Raw genomic sequence first — 25,816 nt, 5'->3', positions numbered from 1 at the left:
CCCGCGTCGAGATTGCGTACACGCAGGAAAAATTCGTGTTTTCCCTGCGTGTTTACACTCTCGCGGGCTGGCTTGGAAAACCGCGACCCTAAAGCCGGGGCGATCTGTCGCTTATGCCGCGACTCATCACATTTGTGCGGGCGGAGGGACTCGAACCCTCACGCTCTTTCGAGCAATGGCACCTAAAGCCATCGTGTATGCCAGTTTCACCACGCCCGCAAGCGCGCCCATATTACCGCCCTGACGGCCCCCGGAAAGTTCGGCAGCACGCGGGCAGCGGAGGACCGATCAGCCGTGTCGCGCCTCATAGCGCAGTAGGACGGTGCCGCCGGGGAAGGTGCGGTTCTCCAACAGTCGCAGCGAGATCCATGACGGCAGGGTCGGGAAGAACGGGGTGCCACCGCCGACGGCGGTGGGTGCGACCACGATGCGGTATTCGTCGACCAGTCCGGCCTGCACGATCGAGGCGGCCAGCGTCGCGCCCGCCACCTCCAGGTTCCCGTCGGTTTCTGCCTTCAGCTTCCTCACCACCTCGACCGGGTCGCCACGTTCCAGCTGGGCGTTCCAGTCGACGGACTCCAAGGTGCGCGAGAACACCACCTTGGGCATGCCGCGCCAGGTGCGAGCGAAGTCGGCGATCAGCGGGGTGGCATCCGGGGCCTTGTCGGCGGTCGGCCAATACGCGGACATCAGCTCGTAGAGGCGGCGGCCGTAGAACGACAGCGCGGTCTCGCGCTCGAAGTCGTTCCAGTACTGGTGCAGTTCGTCGCTTGGACGGGACCAGTCGATGCTGCCGTGGGCGTCCGCGATGTACCCGTCCACCGACACGTTGAAGCCATAGATGAGTTTGCCCATGTCCATCAGACTGCACTGGAGGGCAGAACTGATAGCGACGCACCCACGAGATGTTGTGCGGCGACAAGTCCTGACGGCGCCTCGGCCAGCGCACGGTACCGTCAAGGGGTGTCCACTACACGGCGTCGGAGACCGGCACTGATCGTGCTGGTGATCGTCGCCGCCTGCGCCTGCCTGGCGCTGGGCTGGTGGCAATGGACCCGGTTCCAGGAGGTCAACGGCACCTTCCAGAACCTCGGCTACGCCCTGCAGTGGCCGCTGTTCGCCTGGTTCTGCGTCTACGCCTACCGCAAATTCGTCCGCTATGAAGAAGCACCGCCCGAGCCGCACCCGGCCGACACGGTGACCGAGATACCGGCCGAACTGCTGCCCGAGCGGCCCGCGCCCGCCGTCGCACCCAGCGACGACCCCGCACTCCGGGAGTACAACGCCTACCTGGCCGAGCTCACCGAGAACGAACGAAAGAACAGGAATCCCGCATGACCGAGACACCCGCCCAGGCCGCTCCCGCGGAGAAGGTCCGCAGCGCACTGCTGCCCTACCGGGTCATGGCGTGGGCGACCGGTGTCTGGCTGATCGCGCTCTGCTACGAGGTGTTCGTGCGCTACGTGGTCAAGGTGGACAACCCGCCCACCTGGATCGGCGTGGTGCACGGCTGGGTGTACTTCGTCTACCTGCTGGCCACGTTCAACCTGGCGGTCAAGGTGCGCTGGCCGCTCCCCAAGACCATCGGGATCCTGCTGGCCGGCACCATTCCGCTGCTGGGCATCATCGTCGAGCACTTCCAGAGCCGAAACATCAAGAGCCAGTTCAACCTCTGAGGCGCGCACTTACTTCGGCGGGGAGACCGGCACGGCTCAGCTCACAAGCTGCCGCAACGCCGGTAGCAGCAGCGCCAATGCACGGCCGCGGTGCGACGCGGCGTCTTTCTCCGCCGGGCTCAGTTGCGCCGCAGTGCGAACATCACCGGCGGGCACGAACACCGGGTCGTAGCCGAATCCCCCGTCGCCGCTCGGTTCTCCGGCGATGCTGCCCGGCCATTCGCCACGCACCACCACCTCGTGGTCAGGGCCGCTACCCCAGACCAGTGCGCACGCCGATACGAACGCCGCGCCGCGCCGGCCGTCGGGAACGTCACGCAGTTGGGCCAGCAGCAAGGCGGTGTTGGCGCCGTCATTGCCGTGCTCACCCGACCAGCGCGCCGACAGCACCCCCGGCATGCCGTTGAGCGCATCGACCGTCAAGCCGGAATCATCTGCGATACAAGGCAGTCCAGTCGCCTTATAGCCGTCTCGCGCCTTGGCCAGGGCGTTGCCCTCGAAGGTCGCCGCGGTTTCGGGCGCTTCGGGATAGGGCGCCACCTCGTCCAGCGAGACCGGGTGAAGGCCCGACACACCGGCGTGCTCGAGCACCCGGCTCAGTTCAGCCAGCTTCTTGCGGTTGCGGCTGGCGACCAGAATGTCAGTCAGCGCCGAAAGCCTTCTTCTTCGCCGGCCCCTCAGGCAGCACCCCCGGATATGGCAACGTCAACGCTTCGCGCTGCACCACGAACAACTTCTCGCAGGCGGCCAGTGCCGCGTCGAGCATCTTGTCCAGCGTCGAACGCGGGAACGTCGCTCCCTCGCCGGTGCCCTGGATCTCGACCAGGGTTCCGGTGTCGGTGGCGACGACGTTCATGTCGACCTCGGCGCGGGCGTCCTCTTCATACGGGAGATCGACGCGGACCCGGCCGTCGACGACCCCGACGCTGACCGCCGAGATGGCGCACGACAGCGGGCGCGGATCCGACAGCTTGCCGGCGGCCGACAGGTAGGTGACCGCGTCGGCGAGCGCCACATAGGCGCCGGTGATCGCCGCGGTGCGGGTGCCGCCGTCGGCCTGCAGCACATCACAGTCGATCGCGATGGTGTTCTCCCCCAGCGCCGCCAGGTCGATACAGGCGCGCAGCGAGCGGCCGACCAGCCGGCTGATCTCCTGGGTGCGCCCACCGAGGCGGCCCTTGACCGATTCGCGGTCGGAGCGGGTATGCGTGGCGGCGGGCAGCATGGCGTACTCGGCGGTCAGCCAACCCCGCCCGGAGCCTTTCCGCCAGCGCGGCACGCCTTCGGTGGCACTGGCCGTGCACATGACCCGGGTGTTGCCGAATTCGACCAGCACCGACCCGGCCGGGTTCGAGGTGAATCCGCGGGTGATGACGACCGGGCGCAGCTCATCGTCGAGGCGACCGTCTTCTCGTTTGGACACCCGACCACCCTAGTGGTGATCGCGCGGGTCAACCCCGCTGGATGTCGAAACTCTCGTCGCACACCACCGCGTGCACCGGCCCGTCGAACTCGGCCTTGGCCTCGCCGATCACGTCCTCGCGGGAGGTCCAGGGCGGGATATGGGTCAGCAGCAGCTGGCCGACGCCGGCGGAGGCGGCAATGCGGCCGGCCTCGGTGCCGGACAGATGCAGGTTCGGCGGGCGGTTGGCCTCATGGGTCCAGGACGCCTCACACAAGAACACATCGGCTCCGCGGGCCAACTCGATCACTCCGTCGCAGTAGCCGGTGTCGCCGCTGTAGACCAGGGTCGCGCCGGAAGCGTCGCTGATCCGCATGCCGAACGACTCGGTCGGGTGACACACCAGCCGGGGCTTCACCGTGACCGATCCCAACTCGACCGGCTCGTCGTCCACCCAGGTGTGGACATCGAAGATGTCGGTGATGTCGTCGATCTCGCCGCCGTACGGCGACGACGCGGCCCCCATCCGCGACCAGGTGTCGCTGGGCCCGTAGATGAAGCCCTTGGCGAACGGCTGGGTTGCCACCGACGGGTGGTAGCGGCGCCAGACGAACAGTCCCGGCAGGTCCAGGCAGTGGTCGGCGTGCAGATGCGACAGCAGTACGCACACCGCACCGGGATCGACATGCCGCTGGAGCGCGCCGAGTACCCCGCCCCCGAAGTCGATGACCAGCGGCGGGGTGTCCGGAGCCTGCAACAGGTAACCCGATGCCGGCGAGTCCGGACCCACCACACTGCCGGAGCAGCCGAGCACGGTGAGTCGCACGTTCCCTACTGTGCCATGTTCGCCGCAGCGATGACCAAGACACGAGCGCTTTGCCCGCTATTCGTCATCGAAATCACGGTCTGGCTAACTCAGCGGAGCGTGACGACGGACGGCGCCGACGCCGGTGATCGCCGGGCCCAGAAATCGGGTGGCCAGTGCGGCGAACGCCTCCGGGTCACCGGTCGCCTCGAACACCCTGGTGGCAGGGGCCTCCCCGTGCGGGCGCAGCAGATCGAGTTCGGTGAGCACCCGCAGCAGCTCCTTGGCGGTCTCCTCGGCACTGGACACCAACGTCACCTGCTCGCCCATCGCCAGCTGGATCAACCCCGACAGCAGCGGGTAGTGGGTGCAGCCCAGCACCAGGGTGTCGACCCCGGCGCGCTGCAGCGGCTCCAGGTATCCCTCGGCCAGCCCCAGCACCTGCCGGCCGCTAGTGATGCCACGCTCGACGAAGTCGACGAAGCGCGGGCAGGCCACCGCGGTGATCTCGGTGTCGCGCGCGGCGGCGAACGCGTCCTGGTAGGCGTGGCTGGTGATGGTCGCGCTGGTGCCGATCACGCCGATCCGACCGTTGCGGGTGGTGGCCACCGCCCGGCGCACCGCCGGCAGGATCACCTCCACGACCGGCACGTCGTAGCGTTCCCGGGCATCGCGCAGGCACGCCGCCGAGGCGGTGTTGCAGGCGATCACCAATGCCTTGACCCCGCGCTCGACCAGATCGTCGCCGATGGCCAGGGCGTGGGCGCGCACCTCAGGGATGGTCAACGGGCCGTAGGGTCCGTTGCCGGTGTCGCCAACGTAGACGATGTCCTCGTCGGGCAGCTGGTCGATGATCGAGCGGGCGACGGTCAGGCCGCCGACCCCGGAGTCGAAGATCCCGATCACGCCGAAACCGCCCGCCGGCGTTCACGGGCTTTGCGCTCGGGGCCCGAAAGCAGATACGCGGCCGCCACCCCGGCGATCGCCCCGCATAGGTGCCCCTGCCAGGACACGCCGCCGCAGACATTCAGCACCGGCACCGCCCCCCACAGAATCCCGCCGTAGAGCACCAGCACCACCAGCCCGACCAGAATCTGCCAGATTCTGCGCGTGAACAGCCCGAACACCACCAGGAAGGCCAGCCAGCCGAAGATCAGGCCGGAGGCGCCGATGTGGTCAGTGGGCCCGCACGACGACCCGACGTTGCCGATCAGCCAGGTGCCCAGCCCGCCGAACACCCACACGATGGCGGTAGCGAGCAGAAACCGGGACTGCCCGGCCAACGTCACCAGGAAGCCCAGCACCAGCGCCGGACCGGTGTTGGCCAGCAGATGGCCCCAGTTGGCGTGCAGCAACGGTGCGAACAGCACCCCCCACAGGCCGTCGGTCTCCAAGGGCCGGATGCCGTTGCGGTCCAGCCGGTGGCCGCCGACCTGATCAACGGCCTCGATGAGGTAGAGCAGCGCGACGAATCCCACGACGGTGGCCCCGCCGGTGCGCCAAGCGGACTTCTTGTCGGGCCGCGGCGCAGGCGTGGCGCCGGCTCGCGAAGTCACCACGTCACAACCTTCCGGTGGGCTTGTTGGCGAATGCCCCCGGCAACGTGCCCCGGTAGGTCGGTATTCCGGCCACCGGATCGGCGGCCAGCAACCCGACCAGCACCGCACGCGCCAGGCAGTCCGCCGCAGCGGCGCCGACCGCCGTGACCAGCCCGGTCTCCTGCGACATCGCGGCCGGAGTTCCTGGCAACGGCGGAACCTCGACGGCCCCGGTCGCCAACGCGAACACCGTGTCGCCGTCCACCGGAGTATGGGAGGGCCGGATGGTGCGAGCCAGCCCGTCCTGGGCGGCGATCGCCACCCGCCGGCAGCCGGCCGGACTGAGCGCGGCGTCGGTGGCCACCACCGCGAGGGTGGTGTTGAGCGCGAGGGATTTGGGCTCCAGCCCGGCGAGCACCGCCAGCTGTTCGGACGGCGGGGCGGTCAGGCCGAATTCCTCGACGAGGGGCGCCGACCAGGGCAACCCGGTGGTGGCGTCGATGACCTCGCCGGTGGGGTTCACCACGACCAGCGCGCCGACCGTGACGGTGTGGTCCTCGAGTTCCAGCGTCGCCGACGCGGTGCCCACCCCGCCTTTGAACACCCCGGCCCGTGCCCCGACTCCCGCGCCCACACTGCCGACGGCCGGGCTGTCGCCGTCGGGACCGGCTGCTGCCGCCGCGGCGGCATAGCCGAACTCGGCGGTGGGTCGCCGGTCCCAGCCGCCGACCGGCAGGTCGAAGATGACGGCGGCCGGCACGATCGGCACCACGCCGCCGTCCAGCGCCACCCCGCGGCCCTGCTCCTCCAGCCAGGTCATCACGCCGTCGGCGGTCGCCAGCCCGTAGGCACTCCCGCCGGAGAGCACGACCGCATCCACCCAGCGCACGCTGTTGGCCGGGTCCAGCAGATCGGTCTCCCGGCTTCCGGGCGCCCCACCGCGACAGTCGACGGCACCGACGGTCCCGGGCGGCGCCAGCACGACGGTGACCCCACTGGCCCAGCCCGACCCGAGCGTCGCATCTGGATCGAGCCGCTGGTGGTGGCCCACCCGGATGCCGGGAACATCGGTGAGCGAACCCAAATTCGTCATCGGCCGGACCGTCCCATCAATGCGACCACCAGGTATTCCTGCAGCACCGTGAGCCATTGATAGACGCTGAGCTGGCCCGCCATCGGATCACCCGGTGCCAGCCGGTCCGGGGGCCCGTCGGGGCCGATCTGCAGCATGGTGCCCAGCGCCAGCCGGATGTCGTTGACCGCCGCGATCCAGGCGTTGGCCTGTTCCTCGGTCAGCTCGAAGCGTCCGGCCTTCTGCGGGAGCGAGTCCAGGAGCTGTTGTGCGGCATTACGTTTCGCGTCGATGATCTCCGGCTCGTGCAGGCTGCGCAACGCCGCGTTCAAGCCTTCCGCGTCGACTGCGGCGTCGTCGGCCGAGGCGACTTCACCCGAGCCGCCGGAACGGTAGAAGTCCGGCAGCAGCCGTCGGGTGGTGGCGTCCTCGGGCGGCTTGGTGTTGCCCGTCCTCATCCCGGTTATCTGTTCGAGTTCGTCGGTTGGAGAAGCGGATTCACGCTCCTCGAGCATGCCGACGATCGAACCGACCAGGTTCCGCAGCAGCGCAGCCTCATGCAGCGCCAGCGCGGACCGGAAGCGGGGGCCGTCGTCGGTGTCAACCCGCTTCCACTTGTGCACGGTGAGGCCCGTTTCCCTTCGGTTGACGTCTCAGCGGTCCTGCTGCATGGTCGCCCATAATCCGGCGGCATGCAGTTTGGACACGTCGATCTCCATCGACTCGCGGCTTCCCGCCGACACCACGGCCTTGCCCTCGTGGTGCACCTGCAGCATCAGCTTGGTCGCGTGCGGCTCGCTGTAACCGAACAGCTTCTGAAAGATGTAGGTCACGTAGGTCATCAGGTTGACCGGGTCGTCCCAGACGATGGTCACCCAGGGCGAGGCGGTCTCCTCGACCGGGTCAGCGTGCCGCTGGCCGGTGCCCTGCGGTTTCACCGGGGTGGACGTCGCTGCTGACGTGGCCATAGCGCTCAGGATACCGAGCCGAGGTGGGATCGAGTACAGCCGATACGGTTGGCGGGTGGACTCCTCGGCCCGACGCGGCGGGCTGCTCACCGACAAGTACGAGCTGACCATGCTGGCCGCGGCGCTGCGCGACGGCACCGCTGGGCGGCGGACCAGCTTCGAGTTGTTCGCCCGCCGGCTCCCCGAGGGCCGCCGCTACGGGGTGGTGGCCGGCACCGACCGGTTCCTGGCGGCGCTGACCGCGTTCGGCTTCGACGACACCGCGCTGCACCTGCTCTCGGCGTTCCTGGACCCGAAGACCTTGAACTACCTGGCCGATTTCCGCTTCCGCGGCGACGTCGACGGCTACCCCGAAGGCGAGTTGTACTTCGCCGGGTCGCCGGTGCTCACCGTGCACGGCAGCTTCGCCGAGTGCATCGTCCTGGAGACTCTGCTGCTCTCGATTCTGAACCACGACACCGCGATCGCCTCGGCGGCCGCCCGAATGGTCAGCGCGGCCGATGACCGGCCGCTGATCGAGATGGGCTCACGGCGCACGCACGAGCACGCCGCCGTCGCCGCGGCGCGGGCCGCCTACCTGGCGGGGTTCGCCGGCACGTCGAATCTGGAGGCGCACCGCAGCTTCGGTGTGCCGGTGCTGGGCACCAGCGCGCACGCGTTCACCCTGCTGCACTCCGGTGCTGAGGGCGAATTGGCGGCGTTCCGCTCCCAGGTCGCCGCGCAGGGGGTCGACACCACGCTGTTGGTGGACACCTACGACGTCAGCACCGGGGTGGCCAATGCCGTGGAGGCGGCCGGCCCGCGGCTCGGTGCGGTCCGGATCGACTCCGGTGAGCTGGCGGTGTTGGCTCATCAGGTCCGCGACCAGCTGGACCGGTTGGGCGCCACCGCCACCAAGATCGTGGTCTCCGGTGATCTCGACGAGTTCGCCATCGCGGCGTTGCGGGCCGCTCCGGTGGACAGTTACGGCGTCGGCACCGCGCTGGTGACCGGATCGGGTGCGCCGGCGGCGGGATTCGTCTACAAGCTGGTCGAGGTCGATGGTGTCGCGGTGCACAAGCGCAGCGCCGACAAGACCTCGGCAGGCGGGCGCAAACAGGCCCTGCGGGTGTCCCGTCCCAGCGGCACCCTGGTCGAGGAGGTGGTCCACCCGGCCGACCGCCCACCGGCGGATTCCGGCCGGGTACTGACCGTTCCGCTGGTCCGCGGCGGCGACGTGGTGGCCGATACCGGAGCGACAGCGCTGGCCGCGGCGCGGGAGCGGGTGGCTTCCGGGCTGCGCAGCCTGCCGTGGGAGGGACTGAAGCTGGCGCACGGCGAGCCGGCGATCCCGACCCGGCTGATTCTCCGGTGAGGTTTTCGGCTACTTGCCGTTGCGTTCGCGGTGCTTGCACCCGGGCCAGCAACAGGGACGCCGCATGCCCTCCTCCAGCTCCTCGCGGGTCCGGCGGATCCGGCGCTCGCGGGTTTTGGCCTGCTTGGCGTCCTCGACCCAGCAGATGAACTCGTTGCGCGCCAAGGGCGTAATGTCCTGCCAGGCCGCCAACGCAGTCGGACTGACGAGCAGCCCCTCGCGCAAGTCCGCCGGCAACTCGTGTACCGCTCCGCCTGGCAAACGCTGGCTGGTCATCGCCTCAGGGTAATGCGAACCGGACGGAAAATTGGTGGGGCTGCGCGCGGTCGTGTCGCTACAGTTCGCGGGATGAAGCTCGATGCCGCGGCGTTCAGCCGCCAGTGGGTGCGCGCCTGGAACGCCCACGACGTGGAGGCGGTGCTCGCGCACTTCCACGAGGATGTGCTGTTCACCTCGCCGGTGGCCGCCCAGATGTTTCCCGAGACGGCGGGCGTGATCCGCGGCAAGCCCGCACTGCGCCGCTACTGGACCCAGGCCTTGGAGCGACTGACGAATCTGCATTTCGTCGTCGAGGCCGTCTCTCGGGGCATCGACACCATCGTCATCACCTACCGCAACCAGAACGACGGCCTCGTCAACGAGGTGTTGCGCTTCGACGGGGGCGGCCGGGTCATCGAAGGCCACGGAACGTATCTCGTCACCGAGCCGGGCGACGTGGCCTGACGGGCTACCGTGTGCACACCATGGCTGACCCCTCCGTACCCGAGCTGCTCGCCGCCGCGGTAGCCGCCCTGGGCGGCAGTGAACGCGACGGTCAGGTACGCATGGCCGAGGCGGTAGCCCGGGCCTTCGACAGCGGCGAACACCTGGCGGTGCAGGCCGGCACCGGCACCGGCAAGTCGCTGGCCTATCTGGTTCCGGCGATCGCCCGGGCCGTGACCGACGACCACCCGGTGGTGGTGTCGACCGCGACGATCGCGCTGCAGCGCCAGCTCGTCGACCGCGACCTGCCGCGCCTGGCCGACGCCCTGGAAGGTGTGCTCTCTCGCCGACCGACCTTCGCGCTGCTGAAGGGACGACGGAATTACCTGTGCCTGAACAAGATCCATGCCGGGACCGAAGAATCCGACGATGCCCCGCAGGAGGAACTGTTCGAACCGTTCGCGGCCGGTGCGTTGGGCCGCGACGTCCAGCGCCTCACCGCCTGGGCGCAGACCACCGACTCCGGCGACCGCGATGACCTCAAACCCGGTGTGCCCGAGCGGTCCTGGTCTCAGGTCAGCGTGTCGGCGCGCGAGTGCGTCGGCGCCGCCCGCTGCCAGTTCGGCATCGACTGCTTCGCCGAGCGGGCCCGCGCCGTCGCCGCCGAGGCCGATGTCGTCGTCACCAATCACGCCCTGCTGGCGATCGACGCGATCTCGGAGACCAACGTGCTCCCCGAGCACGACCTGCTGGTGGTCGACGAGGCACACGAACTGGTGGACCGGGTGACGTCGGTGGCTACCGGTGAGCTGACCGCGGCCACGCTCAGTGTCGCGGTGCGCCGAATCACCCGGCTGGTCTCCCCGGAACTGGTGCAGCGCCTCGATGCCGCAGCCCTGACGTTCGGCTCGGCGATTCACGACGGCACGCCGGGGCGGATGGATCACCTCGACGACGAGCTCGCGACCTATCTGGCCGCGCTGCGCGATGCCGCCGGCGCGGTGCGCTCGGCGATTGATACCGCCCCGTCGGATCCCAAAGCGGCGTCTGCCCGCAAGGAGGCGGTCGCCGCGCTGTCTGAGATCGCCGACACTGCCGCACGGATTCTGACTTCCTTCGAACCGGCCATCCCCGAGCGCACCGACGTAGTGTGGCTCAGCCACGAAGACAACCGGGGATCGGTGCGTCCGGTGCTGCGGGTGGCGCCGCTGTCGGTGGCCGGGCTGTTGCGCGATCGGCTGTTCGCCCGGGCAACGACGGTGCTGACCTCGGCGACGTTGACCGTCGGCGGCACCTTCGATGCGATGGCCGGCGCCTGGGGTTTGACCCTCGGCTCGGGCCCCGAGACTCGCTGGCAGGGGCTGGATGTCGGCTCGCCGTTTGCGCACGCCAAGGCCGGCATCCTCTACGTGGCCGCGCACCTGCCGCCGCCCGGACGCGACGGCACTGGTACCGATGCGCAGCTCGACGAGGTCGCCGAGCTGATCGCCGCGGCCGGTGGGCGCACCCTGGGGCTGTTCTCCTCGATGCGGGCGGCGCGGGCCGCGGCCGAGGCGATGCGCGGGCGGCTGGACACCCCGGTGCTGTGCCAGGGCGACGACACCACCGGCGCGCTGGTCGAGCAATTCGCCGCCGACGCCGAGACGTCGCTCTTCGGCACGTTGTCGCTGTGGCAGGGCGTCGACGTACCCGGACCGTCACTGTCTTTGGTGCTCATCGACCGCATCCCGTTCCCGCGGCCCGATGACCCGCTGCTGACCGCCCGGCAGCGCGCGATCAGTGCCCGCGGCGGCAACGGTTTCATGGCGGTCGCCGCCAACCACGCCGCGCTGTTGCTGGCCCAGGGTGCCGGCCGGTTGCTGCGCAGTGTCGATGACCGGGGCGTGGTGGCGGTGCTGGACTCGCGGATGGCGACGGCGCGCTACGCCGGTTACCTGCGGGCATCGCTGCCGCCGTTCTGGGCGACGACCGACACCGGCAAAGTCCGGCTGGCGCTGCAGCGCCTTCGGGACGGTTGAGCGCACTATCGTGTTAGCGCATGCGACCCGCCCGCCAATGGCACCGTGCTCTCGCCACCGCCTGCACGCTGATGCTTTTGGTGAGCGGTTGCGCCCATCTGGTGGACGGCAAGCCGGTGTCGATCTTCGCCGACCCGTTCCGGGTGGGCGGCCTGCAGGCGGTCGACGGGCCCACCGGGCTGCGGCCCGATGCCCCGCCGCCGAGCCGCGAGGTCGCGGGCACCGACGGCGGCCGCATCGACCAGCTCGCCACTCAGTCGGTCAGCGATCTCGAGGCGTTCTGGGCGATCAGTTATCCCAACACCTTCGACGGCGACTTCAAACCGGTGAAATCCCTGCTCTCCTGGGATCCCGGGCAGCTCCGCGGAACGTTCTGCAAGAGTAGGACTTTCCTGCTGGTCAACGCCGCCTACTGCTATCTGGACGACACCATCGGGTGGGATCGCCGGCTGCTGTTGCCCGCGCTGCGCAGCGCCTACGGCGACATGGCGATCACCATGGTGCTCGCCCACGAGTACGGTCACGCGATCGCCCGGGCGGCCGGAATCACCAAGCGGCGCCAGACACCGACGCTGGTGGCAGAGCAGCAGGCCGACTGTCTGGCCGGGGTCTACCTGCGCTGGGTGGCCCAAGGCGACTCGCCCCGCTTCACGCTCAGCACCGGGGACGGGCTGAACGGTGTCCTGGCTGCGATGCTGGCGCTGCGCGACCCGCTGCTGAATCCCGGCGAGACCGTCGGCAGCAACGAGCACGGCTCGGCTTTCGAACGGATCTCGGCGTTCCAGTTCGGGTTCACCGATGGCGCCGGGTCGTGCAAGGCCATCGACGAAAGGGAGATCGAGCAGCGCCGCGGCGATCTGCCCATTCAGCTGCAGCAGAACGAGACCGGTGAGGTGCCGGTCAGCGAGGATTCGGTGCGGCTCATCGTCGATGCGATGAACATCGCGTTCACCCCGGCCGAGCCGCCGCAACTCGCGTTCGACGCCGCCACCGCGTCCTCGTGCGCCGATGCCCGCCCGAGCCGGCCGGCATCGTACTGCCCGGCGACCAACACCATCGCCGTCGACTTGCCGGCCCTCCAGGCCATGGGCACCCCCAGCAAGGACCAGAAATTGGCGACGCTGTCCGGCGACAACACCGCCTATTCGGTGCTGATGTCGCGGTACCTGCAGGCGGTTCAGGTCGAGCACGGCGGCCTGGTACTCGACAACGCCGCCGCCGCGCTGCGCACCGCATGCCTGACCGGGGTGGCCACCACCAGACTCTCGCAGGGGATCACCACCTCCAACGGCGCCACCATCGCACTGACCGCGGGCGATCTCGACGAAGCCGTCGCCGGCCTGCTCACCAACGGTCTGGCAGCGGGCGACGTCAACGGTGAATCGGTGCCCGCCGGCTTCTCTCGCATCGACGCCTACCGGACCGGGGTGCTCGGCGACTTCGACCGCTGCCTGCAGCGCTTCCCGTAAATCCCCAACGGCGAACAGACACGAAAGCCCCCAAAAAGTGGCGTTTTTGGGGGCTTTCGTGTCTGCTCGCGGCTAGGTGGCCAGCGTGACCAGGCCCAGCTCGGCGTCGCCGGACAGCAACGGATGGCTCGGAAGCACTCGCACGGTGTAGCCCACCGCGCCGGCAACCGGTAGCGGCGTCGTCGTCGAGAACACTTCGGTGCCATCGCCGCCGCTGCGCTCGTGCGCCATGACCACGGTGGCCGGTTCGAGCAGGCTGTCACCAGAATCCAACCGGCCCAGCACCGCCTGCACCGTCACCTCGTCAGGTGCCAGACCGGCCAACCGAACCGTGGCGGTCAGCGTCAGCTCCGAACCCAGCAGCGGGGTGTCGGGCAGCCCGGTGCTGTCGACGTCGGTGATCGCGATCCGCGGCCAGGCGCGCTCCACGCGTCTGCGATAGTCGGCCAGCCGTCGAGCCGCGCCGTACGGCACGCCGTCGATCGGTTCGCAGGTACGCCGCATCGACCGGGCCGCGGGGGCGTAGCACTGCTCGACGTAGTCGCGCACCATCCGCGAGGCCAGTACATTCGGTCCGAGCGTCTGCAGCGTGTGGTGCACCATCTCGATCCAGCGCGGCGGCACGCCACGTTCGTCGCGGTCGTAGAACCTCGGCACCACCGACTGCGCCAGCAGGTCATAGAGCGCCGCGGCCTCCAAATCGTCGCGGCGGTTCTCATCGGCCACCCCGTCGGCGGTCGGTATCGCCCAGCCGTTCTCCCCGTCGAACCACTCGTCCCACCAGCCGTCACGGATGGACAGGTTCAGCCCGCCATTGAGCGCACTCTTCATCCCCGACGTGCCGCAGGCCTCCAGCGGCCGCAGCGGGTTGTTCAGCCACACATCGCATCCGGCGTAGAGCCGTCGCGCCATCGACATGTCGTAGTCGGGCAGGAATGCGACGCGATGGCGTACTTCGGGGCGGTCGGCGAAGCGCACCACCTGCTGAATCAGCGCCTTGCCCTCATCGTCGGCCGGGTGGGACTTGCCGGCGACGATCAGCTGGACCGGCCGCTGCTCGTCGAGCAGTAGCCGCTCCAATCGGTCGGGGTCGCGCAGCATCAACGTCAACCGCTTGTAGGTCGGCACCCGGCGGGCGAATCCGATGGTCAATACCCTGGGGTCGAACGCCGTTGCAATCCAGCCCAATTCGGCTTCCGAGGCGCCGCGTTCCAGGCCGGACCGCAGCAACCGCAGCCTGACCTCATCGACGAGCAACGACCGCAGCTGGGAGCGAATCGACCACAGCTCAACGGGATCGACTTCTTGAAGACGCTGCCAGGCCGCCGGCTCGCTGAACGAATCCGTCGCGGCCAGGCCGCGGCTGAGCTGCAACCAGGGCGGAGCCGCCCAACTGGGCGCGTGCACCCCGTTGGTGATCGAGCCGATCGGCACCTCGCCGGCGTCGAAACCGGGCCACAGCCCATTGAACATCGCCCGGCTGACCCGGCCGTGCAGACGCGAGACGCCGTTGGCCCGCTGGGCCAGCCGCAGACCCATGTGGGCCATGTTGAACGTGCCGGAATCGTCTTCAGCGCCCAGCTCGATGATCCGCTCGACCGGCACCCCGGCCGCCAGCGCGTCGCCGTCGAAGTAGCGCCGCACCATGTCGACCGGAAACCGGTCGATTCCGGCCGGCACCGGGGTGTGGGTGGTGAACACCGTCGACGAACGCACCACTGCCAGCGCGGTGTCGAAATCGAGGCGTTGTTCGGCGATCAGCTCACGGATGCGTTCGATCCCGAGGAATCCGGCGTGGCCCTCGTTCATGTGGAACACCTCGGGTGCGGGCATGCCGTCGAGCGCGGTGAACGCCCGGATCGCCCGCATTCCGCCGATCCCGGCCAGGATCTCTTGATGGATCCGGTGCTCCTGGTCGCCGCCGTACAACCGGTCGGTGACCCCGCGCAGCTGGTGCTCGTTCTCGCCGATGTCGGAGTCCAGCAGCAACAGCGGTACCCGGCCGACCTGTGCAACCCAGATCCGCGCACGCAACCGGCCTACCCCGGGCAGCGCGACCTCGATCAGCGCCGGGTTGCCCGCCGCATCTGCCAGCAGCCGCAACGGCAGCCCCTGCGGGTCCAGCGACGGATAGGTCTCACGTTGCCAGCCGTCGGCGGTCAGTGATTGGCGGAAATATCCCGAGCGGTAGTAGAGCCCGACCGCGATCAACGGCACGCCCAGATCGGACGCCGATTTCAGGTGATCCCCGGCCAGGATCCCCAGGCCTCCGGAGTAGTTGGGCAGGGCTTCGGCGACGCCGAACTCCATCGAGAAGTACGCGATGGCGGCGGGTAACGGCGCGCCGCTGTCCTGCTGGTGCTGATACCACCGGGGCTGCGTCAGGTACTCGGTGAGGTCGGCCGACAGGGCGTCGAGACGGCCGGTGAAGGCCTCGTCGGCGGCCAGTTCGTCCAGCCGATTCGGACTCACTGCGCCCAGCAGCGCCACCGGGTCCCGGCCGCATCGGGCCCACAGTGCCGGGTCGATGGCGGCGAACAACTCCTGCGTCGACTGATCCCACGACCAGCGCAGGTTCATCGACAGTTGCCCAAGTGCTCGCAGTCGGTCGGGAAGGTGCGCACGAACGGTGAACCGGCGGAGTGCTTTCACGCGTCACAACCTTACGGCGGTTCAGCGAGGCTCGCCGGAGTTGGCCCGAAGGGTCGGCGGAGGCGAGGCGAAGCTGGGACCGCCGCAGAGGACCTGACGATTCGGTTGCGAACCGGCCGCTTCGTGCAGGTCGGCGAAGGCAGCCCACTACCGTGGGCACAGACAGCCCCCACGACGAACGGAGTGTGAGTGCCTGGTCGTGTCGTGGTCGACGACGTCGAACCGGTCGTCTCGTGCGGCCGCTACCCGGCCAAGGCCGTGGTCGGCGAGACAGTGCCGGTGAAGGCCACCGTGTGGCGGGAAGGTCACGACGCGGTCGCCGCGACCCTGGTGGTGCGCCACCTCGGACAACGCTATCCACAGCCCGGGGAACCGCCGATGAGTTCGCCCGCGTGCGGCGCCGCGCCGGTACACATCCCGATGGCGACCGGCTTCGACGCCTATGTGTTCCACGCCCACTTCAGTCCCGACGCCGTCGGGTTGTGGACCTTCCGCGTCGAGGGCTGGGGCGACCCGGTGCAGAGCTGGCGAAGCGCGGTCACCGCCAAGCTCGACGCCGGCCAGAGCGAAGCGGAGCTCTCCAACGACCTGCTGGTCGGCGCCGAGTTGTTCGAGCGCGCCGCGACCGGCATACCGCCCGACCAGCGCCGGCCGGTGCAAGCGGCCGCTGCCGCACTGCGCACCCCCGGCGATCCGATGCACCGGGCGGCCCCCGCTCTCTCGACGGAGGTCGAGGATTTGCTGAACCGCCACCCCTTGCGGGAGCTGGTGACCCACGGCAAGGACCACCAGATGTGGGTGGATCGGCCGCTGGCCCGCCGCGGCGCCTGGTACGAGATGTTCCCGCGCTCGACCGGCGGATGGGATCCCGACGGCCGCCCGGTGCACGGAACATTCGCCACCGCGGCGGCGGCGCTGCCGCGGATCGCCGAGATGGGCTTCGATGTGGTGTATTTGCCGCCGATCCACCCGATCGGCCAGGTGCACCGCAAGGGCCGCAACAACTCCGCGACCGCAGAACCCGGTGACGTCGGTTCGCCGTGGGCCATCGGTAGCGCCGAGGGCGGCCACGATGCGGTGCACCCAGATCTGGGCACCATCGACGACTTCGACGCTTTCGTCGCCGCCGCCCGCCAGCTGGACATCGAGGTCGCTCTGGACCTGGCGCTGCAGTGCGCGCCGGATCACCCGTGGGCCAGCCAGCACCGGGAATGGTTCACCGAGTTGCCCGACGGGACCATCGCCTATGCCGAGAACCCGCCGAAGAAGTATCAGGACATCTATCCGCTGAACTTCGACAACGATCCGGCCGGGTTGTACGCCGAAGTACTGCGGGTGGTGCGGTTTTGGATGGACCACGGCGTCAAGGTCTTTCGGGTCGACAATCCGCACACCAAGCCGCCGGACTTCTGGATCTGGCTGATCGGCGCCGTCAAGAACATCGACCCGGATGTGCTGTTCCTGTCCGAAGCATTCACCCCGCCGGCGCGTCAGTACGGACTGGCCAAACTGGGTTTCACCCAGTCCTACACGTACTTCACCTGGCGGACAACGAAACACGATCTGACCGAGTTCGGACAGCAGATCGCCGAACTCGCCGACTACCGTCGGCCGAATCTCTTCGTCAACACCCCCGACATCCTGCACGCCAGCCTGCAGGCGGGCGGCCCCGGAATGTTCGCCATCCGTGCGGTGCTGGCGGCCACCCTGAGCCCGACGTGGGGCGTCTACTCCGGCTTCGAATTGTTCGAAGACCGCGCGCTGCACGAGGGCAGCGAGGAGTACCTGGACTCGGAGAAGTACGAACTGCACCCTCGCGACTTCGCCGCCGCGCTCGCCCAGGGCAGGTCACTGGAACCGTTCATCGCTCGGCTCAATGAGATCCGCCGGCTGCATCCGGCGTTGAGTCAACTGCGCACCGTGCACTTTCACCACGTCGACAACGAGGCCCTGCTGGCCTACAGCAAGTTCGATCCGGCCAGCGGTGACACCGTGCTGGTGGTGGTCACCCTCAACCCGTTCGCCCCCGAGCACGCGACGCTACGCCTGGACATGTGGGCGCTGGGAATGGAGGACTACCAACGCTTCTGGGTACGCGACCAGATCACCGGTGAGGACTACCACTGGGGACAGGAGAACTGGGTGCGCCTCGACCCGGCGCGGGCGGTCGCCCACATCGTCACGATGCCGCCGGTCAACGCGCCGGCCCGCACCGAACTGTTGCGTCGCCGGTGAGCACGATGACCCGACACCTGGCGCCCGACCGCGCCGATCTGGCCCGGCTGCTGGCCGGCGAGCACCACGATCCGCACGCGATACTGGGCGCCCACGAATACAGCGATGTCACCGTGATTCGGGCGCTGCGGCCGCGCGCACACCGCATCGTGGTGCTCGCCGGTGCCGACCGGTTCCCGATGCGCCACCTCGGTTCCGGACTGTTCGCCGCAGCCGTGCCCCGGACCGGCCTGGCCGACTACCGCCTCGAGGTGCACTATCCCGACACCGCGCAATTCGCCGAGCCCACCGGAATCCGCACGGCCGCCGACGGTTACCGCTTCCCGCCGACACTGGGCGAGATCGACCTGCACCTGTTCGCCGAGGGCCGCCACGAACGGCTCTGGGAGGTGATGGGCGCCCACCAGCGCACGCTGGCCACGGCCGGCGGTGAGGTGTCCGGCGTGTCGTTCGCGGTATGGGCGCCCAACGCCACCGGCGTCGGCCTGATCGGTGACTTCAACGGCTGGGACGGCAACAACGCCCCGCTGCGGGCGCTGGGTTCCTCCGGGGTCTGGGAACTGTTCTGGCCGGACTTCCCCGCCGGCGGACTGTACAAGTTCCGCATCCACGGCGCCGACGGCACCGTCAGCGACCGAGCCGATCCGTTCGCCTTCGCCACCGAGGTACCGCCGAGAACCGCGTCGCGGGTGACGACGAGCGCCTACCGCTGGGATGACGCCGAGTGGATGGCGCAGCGCGCCCGGCGAAACCCGGTCGCGGAGCCGATGAGCACCTACGAGGTGCACCTGGGGTCGTGGCGGCCCGGCCTCGACTATCGTCAGCTCGCCTCCGAGCTGACGGAATACGTTGTGGAACATGGCTTCACCCATGTCGAGCTGCTGCCGGTCGCCGAGCACCCGTTCGGCGGTTCGTGGGGCTACCAGGTGACGTCGTACTACGCTCCGACGGCACGCTTCGGCACGCCCGACGATTTCCGGGCGTTGGTCGATGCGCTGCACCGGGCCGGTGTCGGCGTGATCGTGGACTGGGTTCCGGCACACTTCCCCAAGGACGAGTGGGCACTCGGCCGCTTCGATGGCACCCCGCTCTACGAGCACGCTGATCCGCGACGCGGTGAGCAGCTCGACTGGGGCACCTACGTCTTCGACTTCGGCCGCCCGGAGGTGCGCAACTTCCTGGTGGCCAATGCGCTGTACTGGCTGACCGAGTTCCACATCGACGGGCTGCGGGTGGATGCGGTGGCATCGATGCTCTACCTGGATTATTCGCGGCCGGAGGGCGGCTGGACCCCCAACATCCACGGCGGCCGGGAGAACCTGGAGGCGGTGCAGTTCCTGCAGGAGTTGAACGCTACCGCGCACCGGGTCGCGCCGGGCATCGTGACCATCGCCGAGGAATCCACCTCCTGGCCGGGCGTCACCCGCGACACCAGCCTTGGCGGCCTTGGTTTTTCGATGAAGTGGAACATGGGCTGGATGCACGACACGCTGGACTATCTTGCTCATGATCCGGTGCACCGCAGCTACCACCACCACAACATGACGTTTTCCATGCTGTACGCCTACAGCGAGAATTACGTGCTGCCGATCAGCCACGACGAGGTGGTGCATGGCAAGGGCACGCTGTGGTCGCGGATGCCCGGTGACGACCACCGCAAGGCGGCGGGCCTGCGCACCCTGCTGGCCTACCAGTGGGCGCATCCCGGCAAGCCGCTGCTGTTCATGGGGCAGGAATTCGGCCAACGCAGTGAGTGGTGCAACGAGCGCGGTGTCGACTGGTTCCAGCTCGACCCGCAACTCGAGGCCGAGGGCTACTCCCCCGGCATCTTGCGTCTGGTCGGCGATATCAACGCCCACTACCGTGCGCTGCCGGCCTTGTGGAGCCAGGACACCGACCCGCGCGGCTATTCCTGGATCGACGCCAACGACTCGGCCAACAACGTGCTGAGCTTTCTGCGTTACGGCGCCGACGGTTCCGTGCTGGCCTGCGTGTTCAACTTCGCCGGCGTTGAACACGCCGACTACCACCTGGGCCTGCCGCGTGCCGGCCGCTGGCGCGAGGTGCTGAATACCGATGCCGTTGCCTACCGCGGTTCGGGCGCGGGCAACTTCGGCGAGGTCGAAGCCACCGACGATCCCTGGCACGGCCGGCCCGCCTCGGCAGTCCTGATGTTGCCGGCCCTGTCCGCGGTGTGGCTGGCGCCGGCCTAGTACAGCGCGTTGGCCAGGTTGCGCCGGCCGGCGACCACTTCCGGGTCCGCCGGGTCGAACAGCTCGAACAGCTCGACCAGCCGGGTCCGCACCGTGCTGCGCTCGTCGCCGGCGGTCCGTCGCACCAATCCGATCAGCCGATCGAAGGCCGCGGTGACGTCCTGGTTGAGGATCTGCACATCGGCCGCGGCGAAGGCGGCCTCGATGTCGTCCGGGGTGGCGTCGGCCTGCGCCGGCGCATCGGGAGCGCGCCCGGTCGCCCGCTCCAGGAAGTTGAGCTGGCGTAACGCCGCCTTCGCTTCGACATGGTTGGGATCGGCATCCAACATGGCCTGGTAGGCGTCGCGGGCCGCACTGAAGTCACCGGCGTCGAGCAGATCACGGGCGTGGGCCAGCGCCGGGTCGACTTGGGCCGGCTGCTCGGATTCGCCGCCTCCGGAAAGCTTGCCCGCGGTAGCCGACACCAGTGAATCCACCCAGCGGCGCAGTTGCTCGGGCGGCTGCACGCCCTGAAAGCTGGTGATCGGTTGGCCGGCGGCCAAGGCCACCACGGTGGGCACCGCGTCCACGCCGAACACCTGGGCCACCCGGGGGGCAACATCGACGTTGACGGTGGCCAGCGACCACGTGCCGCCGTCACTGGTGGCCAACGCGGCCAGGGTGTCGGCCAGCTGGATGCACGCTTCGCTGCGTGGCGACCACAGCAGCACCACCACCGGCACCTGGTTGGACCGGACCAGCACCTCGTCTTCGAAATTGGCCTCGGTGATCTCGGTGGCGCCCGGCGGAGCCGAACTGTCACCGCCGGCGCCGCTGGGCTGCGCCGATTGCTTGAGACCGGACAAATCCACTGCTCCGGCCAACGCCGGGCCGATCGGGGGGCGAGGACGAGTCACGCCGTCAAGTCTGTCACGCCCTCGCGGCGCCGGTGCCGACGCCTGATTTGGGGCCGGGTAAACCGGCGATGCCGCCGGCTATGACCAAAATCACAGTGCGGGTTCGACGCCCCAAATCCGTGTGCTCCAGCAACCTACGCAACCGTAGGGAGACGGTTAGTTGGCCCGCAGGATCAGCGCGTCGCCCTGGCCGCCGGCACCGCACAACGCGGCCACCGCGTAGCCCGAACCGCGCCGCTTGAGCTCCAGGGCAGCGTGCAGCGTGATGCGTGCGCCGGACATCCCGATCGGGTGTCCGACGGCGATCGCCCCGCCGTGCACGTTGACGAGGTCGGGGTTCACCCCGAGCTCGCGGGTCGAGGCCAGCGACACCGCCGCGAACGCCTCGTTGATCTCCACCACGTCGAGTTGGTCGACCGAGATGCCCTCGCGGGCGATGGCCTTCTTGATGGCGTTGGCCGGCTGGGATTGCAGAGTCGAATCCGGCCCGGCCACCACGCCGTGCGCGCCGATCTCGCACAACCAGTCCAGTCCCAGCTCTTGCGCCTTGGCCTTGCTCATCACCACCACAGCGGCCGCACCATCGGAGATCTGCGACGACGAACCGGCGGTGATGGTGCCGTCCTTGCGGAACGCCGGCTTGAGCCCGGCCAGCGAATCGGCGGTGGTGTTGGCCCGGATGCCCTCGTCCTCGGTGAACTCCAGCGGATCCCCCTTGCGCTGCGGGATCTTCACCGGCACCACCTCGTCGGCGAAGACGCCGTCCTTCCATGCCGCAGCGGCCTTGCGGTGCGACTGGGCCGCGAGCTCGTCCTGCTCGGCGCGGGTGAACTGGTCGACCTCGTTGCGCTGCTCGGTGAGCGCACCCATCGGCTGGTCGGTGAACACGTCGTGCAGGCCGTCGTAGGCAAGGTGGTCGCGTACCGTCACGTCGCCGTACTTGTAGCCCGACCGGCTGTCCAGCAGCAGGTGCGGGGCCTTGCTCATGGACTCCTGGCCGCCGGCCACCACCACATCGAATTCGCCGGCGCGGATCAGCTGGTCAGCCATGGCGATGGCGTTGATTCCCGACAGACACATCTTGTTGATGGTCAGCGTCGGCACGTCCCAGCCGATGCCCGCGCCCACCGCCGCCTGCCGGGCCGGCATCTGGCCCGCACCCGCGGTCAGCACCTGGCCCATGATCACGTACTGCACCAGCGACGCCGGTACCTGCGCCTTCTCCAGCGCTCCCGCGATGGCGACGGCACCCAGGTCGCTACCCGAGAAATCCTTCAGCGAGCCCATCAGCTTGCCGATCGGGGTCCGTGCCCCAGCAACGATCACCGATGTCGTCATGACTACCTCCCGGGCGGGTCTGGGTGGCCGATCTAGGTGGATCGGCGCAGCGCGATGTTTCCGGTCAGGTTACCGTTGCGTTATGACGACCGAATCCATCGCCGACTCTTTCGAGGTGCGTAGCGCCCTGGCTTCTGCCCTCGTGACGGCGATCGACCACGTCGGCATTGCCGTGCCGGACCTGGAAGCGGCCAAGAAGTGGTACCACGACCAGCTCGGCATGATCGTGCTGCACGAAGAGGTCAACGAGGAGCAGGGCATCGTCGAGGCGATGCTGGCGGTGCGTGGCGCGCCGGTCGGCAGTGCCCAGATTCAGCTGATGGCCCCGATCGACGAGTCCTCGACGATCGCGAAGTTCCTGGACAAGCGCGGGCCGGGTCTGCAGCAGCTCGCCTATCGGACCAGTGACATCGACGCGCTCTCCGAGCGGCTGCGCGAGCAGGGTGTGCGGTTGCTTTACGACGCTCCCCGGCGCGGCACGTCGGACTCCCGGATCAACTTCATCCACCCCAAAGACGCCGGCGGGGTGCTGATCGAGTTGGTCGAGCCGGCCACGAACGCCAAGGCCGCCACCGGCGCGCACTGACCTCTCACGACCACTTCCGGGTGGGAGCCCGGGTGGCGCGATTCGCCCAGCACGGCGTGTGCCAATGCCGCCGGTCGTCACCCTCGCCTTCATGCGGCGGTCCCAGCTTCGCCTCTCCTCGGTCGAAGCTCGCTGAACTGCCGGATTCGGCACGCCACACCACCACGTGCGCGATACCGGGGCGGATCTCGTGATCGCATCCGGGGCACCGGTAGACCTTCACGGCCCGCGAGCCGGCGATCGCCGCCACGACGTACTCATACCCGTCGGGTCCGGTCTCGACCCGCTGGGCAAGCGGCAACGGGCGTTGCGGCCGATGCGACGGGCCGCGGCGACGAGCCATGCCGGTCAGGCCAGCCCGGCCAGCGCGACAGCCGCGTCGTAACCGCCGAACCCGTCCAGCTCGTCCCGGCGAAGACGGTTGACCCAGGTCGGGTCGGCCAGCAGTGCGCGCCCGACGGCCACCACATCGAACTCCCCGGCCTCGAACTGCTCGACCAGTCGGTCGACGGGGGCGGGCGCGATCACCTCACCGCGCTTCTCGCTGCGGAACTGTGTTTCCAGCCCGACCGATCCGACCGCGATGACCGGCACCCCGGTGACCTTCTTGGTCCACCCGGCCAGGCTCAGATCCGCGTCGAAGTCGGGGAACGCCGGCACATAGTGCCGGCGCGTCGACGGATGGAGCACGTCGACCCCCGCCTCGACCAACGGGTTCAGCAATTCCTGCAACTGGGTCGGATCGTCGGCGATCGAGGCGGTGTAGTCGGTGCCCTTCCACTGCGAAAAGCGGAAGATGACCGGATAGTCCGGCCCCACCGCGGCACGTACCGCAGCGACCACCTCGGCCGGGAAGCGGGTCCGCGCGGCCAGCGACCCGCCGTAGCCGTCGGTGCGTTGATTCGTTCGCTCCCAGAGGAATTCGTCCAGCAGGTAGCCGTGCGCGCCGTGGATCTCGACCGCGTCGAAGCCGATGTCTCGCGCCGTGGCGGCGCTGTGGGCATACAGTTCCGCGACCCCGGGGAGTTCCTCGGTTCGCAGCGCCCGGCCGCGCGGCTGACCACGTCCGTCGATTCCCGATGGGCCGACCGGCACTACCCCGTCGGCGTCGTCGCGCTGCACGCCCTGATGCCAGAGCTGGGCGGCGATCGTCGCACCCTCGGAATGCACGGCATCGACAACCCGGGTCCAGCCCGCGAGCACCTCATCGCCCGCGATTGTCGGCACGCTGAACGGGTAACCCGCGGCCGGGTCGGGCAGCCGGATACCTTCGGTGATGATCAGGCCCACACCTCCGGCGGCGCGCCGGCGGTAGTACTCGGCGACATCGCGGCCCGGGATGCCACCGGGTGATGCCTGCCGGGTCATCGGCGCCATCGCGAAGCGATTCGGCGTGGTCAGCGAGCGCACCGTCAGCGGCTGAAAGAGGTTATCGACTGCCATGGACCGCTCCAACGCGCTGGGTTCGCCGACTATTCCGCCCGGTAATCAGAACAAGCGGTATTCGTCGCTGTTCATCCCGCGCATTGCGTCGTAATCCAGTGTCAGGCAACGGATGCCGCGATCGGTCGCCAGCGTGCGGGCCTGCGGCTTGATCTGCTGGGCGGCGAACACACCGCTCACCGGCGCGAGCAGAGTGTCGCGGTTGAGCAGTTCCAGGTAGCGGGTGAGCTGCTCGACGCCGTCGATCTCGCCTCGGCGTTTGATCTCCACGGCAACCGAGCGCCCCTGCGCATCACGGCAGAGCAGGTCCACCGGGCCGATCGCGGTCATGTACTCCCGGCGCACCAGGGAGTAGCCCTCGCCGAGCAGTTCGACATGCTCGGCGAGCAGCGCCTGCAGTTGTGCCTCCACCCCGTCTTTGACCAGACCCGGGTCGACGCCGAGTTCGTGGCTGGAGTCGTGTTCGATCTCTTCGAGGGTGATCCGCAACTGGTCCCCGGACTTGTTCGCCACGACCCACACCGGGAACTCGCCGCCGGACTCCTCGGTGAGCCGGCACGGCGGGCTCATCCAGTTCAGCGGCTTATAGGCACGGTCGTCGGCATGCACACTGACAGATCCGTCGGCTTTGAGCAGCAGCAACCGGCGGGCCGACGGAAGGTGCGCGGTGAGCCGGCCGACGTAGTCGACGGTGCATCGGGCGATCACGAGTCGCATCCGAACCACCTTAAAGCGTGTCGAACAACTGTGGTCGGTGTGTTCGGCTCCGCCCTTCTCGGGCGTCGTCGGTTCAGGCAGCGGGTGCGGCGTGAACGTCGGTTCCCGCTTCAACCAGGCTGGTTTCACCGGCACACGAAGGGTGCCGGTCAGAGCCGTCCTGTCGGCGGGCGTTGGTGGCCCGGCCTCCTGCTTGGGGGTCCGGGGATCGAGGGGAGTGGTGATGGGTTTGGCCCCAGCGGGCCAGATTCACCGCCGCGTTGGTGTCACGATCCAAGCAATGACCAGCTGTGCAGATGAACTCTCGGTCAGCCAGGCTCAGGTCGGTGCGTCGGTCTCCGCATATCGAGCAGAGCTGACTTGAGGGGTACCAGCGATCGGCGACGGTGACCTGGCCACCGCGCCAGCTCTGTTTGTAGATGAGTTGGCGGGCGAACTCGGCCCAGCCGGCATCGGAGATGGATCGTGCCAGACGGTGGTTGGTCAGCATCCCTGCGGTGTTGAGGTCTTCGATGACGAGCCGGTCGTGAGTCTTGACCAGCTGGTTGGAGACCTGATGCAGGAAATGCTTGCGCCGGTTGGCGATGCGGTGGTGATGCCGGGCCAGCCGGACGGCGGCATCGGAGCGGTTGTGTGATCCTTTCTGTTTGCGGGACAGCGATTTCGCCAACCTGCGCTGGCGGGCCATGCCGGTAGCGAGTGCTTTGGGGGCATCGGTGATTCGGGCGACTT

General features: G+C 68.8%; 26 protein-coding genes and 1 tRNA gene. 9 read left to right on the top strand and 18 right to left on the bottom strand.

Annotated features, from left to right (window positions below):
• Positions 1-135: 135 nt before the first annotated feature.
• Both AC5Y31_RS03795 and AC5Y31_RS03790 read right to left on the bottom strand, forming a co-directional pair.
• A tRNA-Leu gene (locus AC5Y31_RS03795) sits at positions 136-219 on the bottom strand.
• Between the two features lie 69 nt (positions 220-288).
• Positions 289-855: a dihydrofolate reductase family protein gene (locus tag AC5Y31_RS03790; protein ID WP_499978177.1), complete on the bottom strand. Its 567-nt coding sequence runs from the start codon at positions 853-855 to the stop codon at positions 289-291.
• A 108-nt stretch (positions 856-963) separates the two neighbouring features.
• Here AC5Y31_RS03790 and AC5Y31_RS03785 point away from each other — a divergent pair, with 108 nt between their 5' ends.
• Entirely contained in the window at positions 964-1,338 is a 375-nt protein-coding gene (locus AC5Y31_RS03785) for a hypothetical protein (protein ID WP_499978176.1), read from the top strand.
• Complete coding sequence (locus tag AC5Y31_RS03780) at positions 1,335-1,676, top strand: DUF3817 domain-containing protein (RefSeq protein ID WP_065023351.1); 342 nt, start codon at positions 1,335-1,337, stop codon at positions 1,674-1,676. Before AC5Y31_RS03785 ends, AC5Y31_RS03780 begins: the two co-directional genes overlap by 4 nt.
• 36 nt (positions 1,677-1,712) lie before the next feature.
• Here AC5Y31_RS03780 and AC5Y31_RS03775 read toward each other — a convergent pair whose 3' ends face one another.
• From AC5Y31_RS03775 to clpS, 8 genes are all read right to left on the bottom strand, one after another.
• The gene (locus AC5Y31_RS03775; protein ID WP_499978946.1) at positions 1,713-2,324 is read right to left on the bottom strand and encodes a non-canonical purine NTP pyrophosphatase; all 612 of its coding nucleotides are present in this window, start codon (positions 2,322-2,324) and stop codon (positions 1,713-1,715) included.
• A complete protein-coding gene (gene rph / locus AC5Y31_RS03770) occupies positions 2,317-3,099 on the bottom strand; it encodes a ribonuclease PH (RefSeq protein ID WP_065023349.1) in 783 nt (260 codons plus the stop codon). The genes AC5Y31_RS03775 and rph overlap by 8 nt, the downstream gene beginning before the upstream one ends.
• Positions 3,100-3,127: 28 nt before the next feature.
• Positions 3,128-3,904: a cyclic nucleotide-degrading phosphodiesterase gene (locus tag AC5Y31_RS03765; protein ID WP_065023348.1), complete on the bottom strand. Its 777-nt coding sequence runs from the start codon at positions 3,902-3,904 to the stop codon at positions 3,128-3,130.
• 84 nt (positions 3,905-3,988) lie between these two features.
• Entirely contained in the window at positions 3,989-4,789 is an 801-nt protein-coding gene (gene murI / locus AC5Y31_RS03760) for a glutamate racemase (protein ID WP_499978174.1), read from the bottom strand.
• Positions 4,786-5,442 (bottom strand): rhomboid family intramembrane serine protease, encoded by a 657-nt coding sequence (locus tag AC5Y31_RS03755; RefSeq protein ID WP_499978172.1) that lies wholly within the window; start codon positions 5,440-5,442, stop codon positions 4,786-4,788. Before AC5Y31_RS03755 ends, murI begins: the two co-directional genes overlap by 4 nt.
• Position 5,443: 1 nt before the next feature.
• Positions 5,444-6,505, bottom strand: a complete 1,062-nt coding sequence (locus AC5Y31_RS03750; RefSeq protein WP_499978941.1) for a P1 family peptidase — start codon at positions 6,503-6,505, stop codon at positions 5,444-5,446.
• Between the two features lie 5 nt (positions 6,506-6,510).
• A complete protein-coding gene (gene aosR / locus AC5Y31_RS03745; RefSeq protein WP_301636417.1) occupies positions 6,511-7,116 on the bottom strand; it encodes an oxidative stress transcriptional regulator AosR in 606 nt (201 codons plus the stop codon).
• Between the two features lie 30 nt (positions 7,117-7,146).
• Positions 7,147-7,461: an ATP-dependent Clp protease adapter ClpS gene (clpS, locus tag AC5Y31_RS03740; protein ID WP_065023345.1), complete on the bottom strand. Its 315-nt coding sequence runs from the start codon at positions 7,459-7,461 to the stop codon at positions 7,147-7,149.
• A gap of 28 nt (positions 7,462-7,489) precedes the next feature.
• On the opposite strand from clpS, the gene AC5Y31_RS03735 reads away from it, so the two are divergent.
• Positions 7,490-8,815 (top strand): nicotinate phosphoribosyltransferase, encoded by a 1,326-nt coding sequence (locus tag AC5Y31_RS03735; RefSeq protein WP_499978939.1) that lies wholly within the window; start codon positions 7,490-7,492, stop codon positions 8,813-8,815.
• Positions 8,816-8,824: 9 nt separating this feature from the next.
• On the opposite strand, the gene AC5Y31_RS03730 is transcribed toward AC5Y31_RS03735, so the two are convergent.
• Entirely contained in the window at positions 8,825-9,091 is a 267-nt protein-coding gene (locus AC5Y31_RS03730) for a YdeI/OmpD-associated family protein (protein WP_064853413.1), read from the bottom strand.
• A 72-nt stretch (positions 9,092-9,163) separates the two neighbouring features.
• On the opposite strand from AC5Y31_RS03730, the gene AC5Y31_RS03725 reads away from it, so the two are divergent.
• The 3 genes from AC5Y31_RS03725 to AC5Y31_RS03715 are packed head-to-tail and all read left to right on the top strand — an operon-like array spanning position 9,164 to position 13,004.
• On the top strand, positions 9,164-9,538 hold the full coding sequence (locus tag AC5Y31_RS03725) for a nuclear transport factor 2 family protein (protein ID WP_499978169.1): 375 nt from the start codon (positions 9,164-9,166) through the stop codon (positions 9,536-9,538).
• 20 nt (positions 9,539-9,558) lie between these two features.
• Positions 9,559-11,535, top strand: a complete 1,977-nt coding sequence (locus tag AC5Y31_RS03720) for an ATP-dependent DNA helicase (RefSeq protein WP_499978167.1) — start codon at positions 9,559-9,561, stop codon at positions 11,533-11,535.
• Between the two features lie 20 nt (positions 11,536-11,555).
• Entirely contained in the window at positions 11,556-13,004 is a 1,449-nt protein-coding gene (locus AC5Y31_RS03715; protein ID WP_065023343.1) for a neutral zinc metallopeptidase, read from the top strand.
• A 72-nt stretch (positions 13,005-13,076) separates the two neighbouring features.
• Here AC5Y31_RS03715 and glgP read toward each other — a convergent pair whose 3' ends face one another.
• Positions 13,077-15,656 carry an alpha-glucan family phosphorylase gene (glgP, locus tag AC5Y31_RS03710; protein WP_499978165.1) on the bottom strand — a complete coding sequence of 860 codons (2,580 nt, stop codon included), beginning with the start codon at positions 15,654-15,656 and terminating at the stop codon, positions 13,077-13,079.
• 189 nt (positions 15,657-15,845) lie between these two features.
• Between glgP and AC5Y31_RS03705 the strand changes: the two genes are divergently transcribed.
• The gene (locus tag AC5Y31_RS03705) at positions 15,846-17,891 is read left to right on the top strand and encodes an alpha-1,4-glucan--maltose-1-phosphate maltosyltransferase (protein WP_499978163.1); all 2,046 of its coding nucleotides are present in this window, start codon (positions 15,846-15,848) and stop codon (positions 17,889-17,891) included.
• Between the two features lie 5 nt (positions 17,892-17,896).
• Complete coding sequence (gene glgB, locus AC5Y31_RS03700; protein WP_499978160.1) at positions 17,897-20,104, top strand: 1,4-alpha-glucan branching protein GlgB; 2,208 nt, start codon at positions 17,897-17,899, stop codon at positions 20,102-20,104.
• On the opposite strand, the gene AC5Y31_RS03695 is transcribed toward glgB, so the two are convergent.
• Positions 20,101-21,000, bottom strand: a complete 900-nt coding sequence (locus tag AC5Y31_RS03695) for a tetratricopeptide repeat protein (RefSeq protein WP_499978156.1) — start codon at positions 20,998-21,000, stop codon at positions 20,101-20,103. The two genes, glgB and AC5Y31_RS03695, sit on opposite strands and share 4 nt — an antisense overlap.
• A gap of 156 nt (positions 21,001-21,156) precedes the next feature.
• Positions 21,157-22,338: an acetyl-CoA C-acetyltransferase gene (locus AC5Y31_RS03690; protein WP_499978153.1), complete on the bottom strand. Its 1,182-nt coding sequence runs from the start codon at positions 22,336-22,338 to the stop codon at positions 21,157-21,159.
• Positions 22,339-22,420: 82 nt separating this feature from the next.
• Between AC5Y31_RS03690 and mce the strand changes: the two genes are divergently transcribed.
• Positions 22,421-22,924, top strand: a complete 504-nt coding sequence (mce, locus tag AC5Y31_RS03685; protein ID WP_065024493.1) for a methylmalonyl-CoA epimerase — start codon at positions 22,421-22,423, stop codon at positions 22,922-22,924.
• A 4-nt stretch (positions 22,925-22,928) separates the two neighbouring features.
• Here the strand turns inward: mce and AC5Y31_RS03680 are convergent, their stop codons facing one another.
• From AC5Y31_RS03680 to AC5Y31_RS03665, 4 genes are all read right to left on the bottom strand, one after another.
• Positions 22,929-23,267 carry an Rv1322 family protein gene (locus tag AC5Y31_RS03680; protein ID WP_499978151.1) on the bottom strand — a complete coding sequence of 113 codons (339 nt, stop codon included), beginning with the start codon at positions 23,265-23,267 and terminating at the stop codon, positions 22,929-22,931.
• 5 nt (positions 23,268-23,272) lie between these two features.
• On the bottom strand, positions 23,273-24,367 hold the full coding sequence (locus tag AC5Y31_RS03675; RefSeq protein WP_065024495.1) for an NADH:flavin oxidoreductase: 1,095 nt from the start codon (positions 24,365-24,367) through the stop codon (positions 23,273-23,275).
• Positions 24,368-24,412: 45 nt separating this feature from the next.
• Positions 24,413-25,084, bottom strand: coding sequence for an endonuclease NucS (gene nucS, locus AC5Y31_RS03670; protein ID WP_301636395.1), 672 nt, complete (start codon positions 25,082-25,084; stop codon positions 24,413-24,415).
• A gap of 73 nt (positions 25,085-25,157) precedes the next feature.
• On the bottom strand, positions 25,158-25,816 hold a 659-nt coding region (locus tag AC5Y31_RS03665; RefSeq protein WP_499978148.1), incomplete at its 5' end, for an RNA-guided endonuclease InsQ/TnpB family protein.

It is taken from the genome of Mycobacterium sp. NGS18 (assembly GCF_059813185.1).
This window is presented reverse-complemented; position numbering and strand designations above follow the sequence as displayed.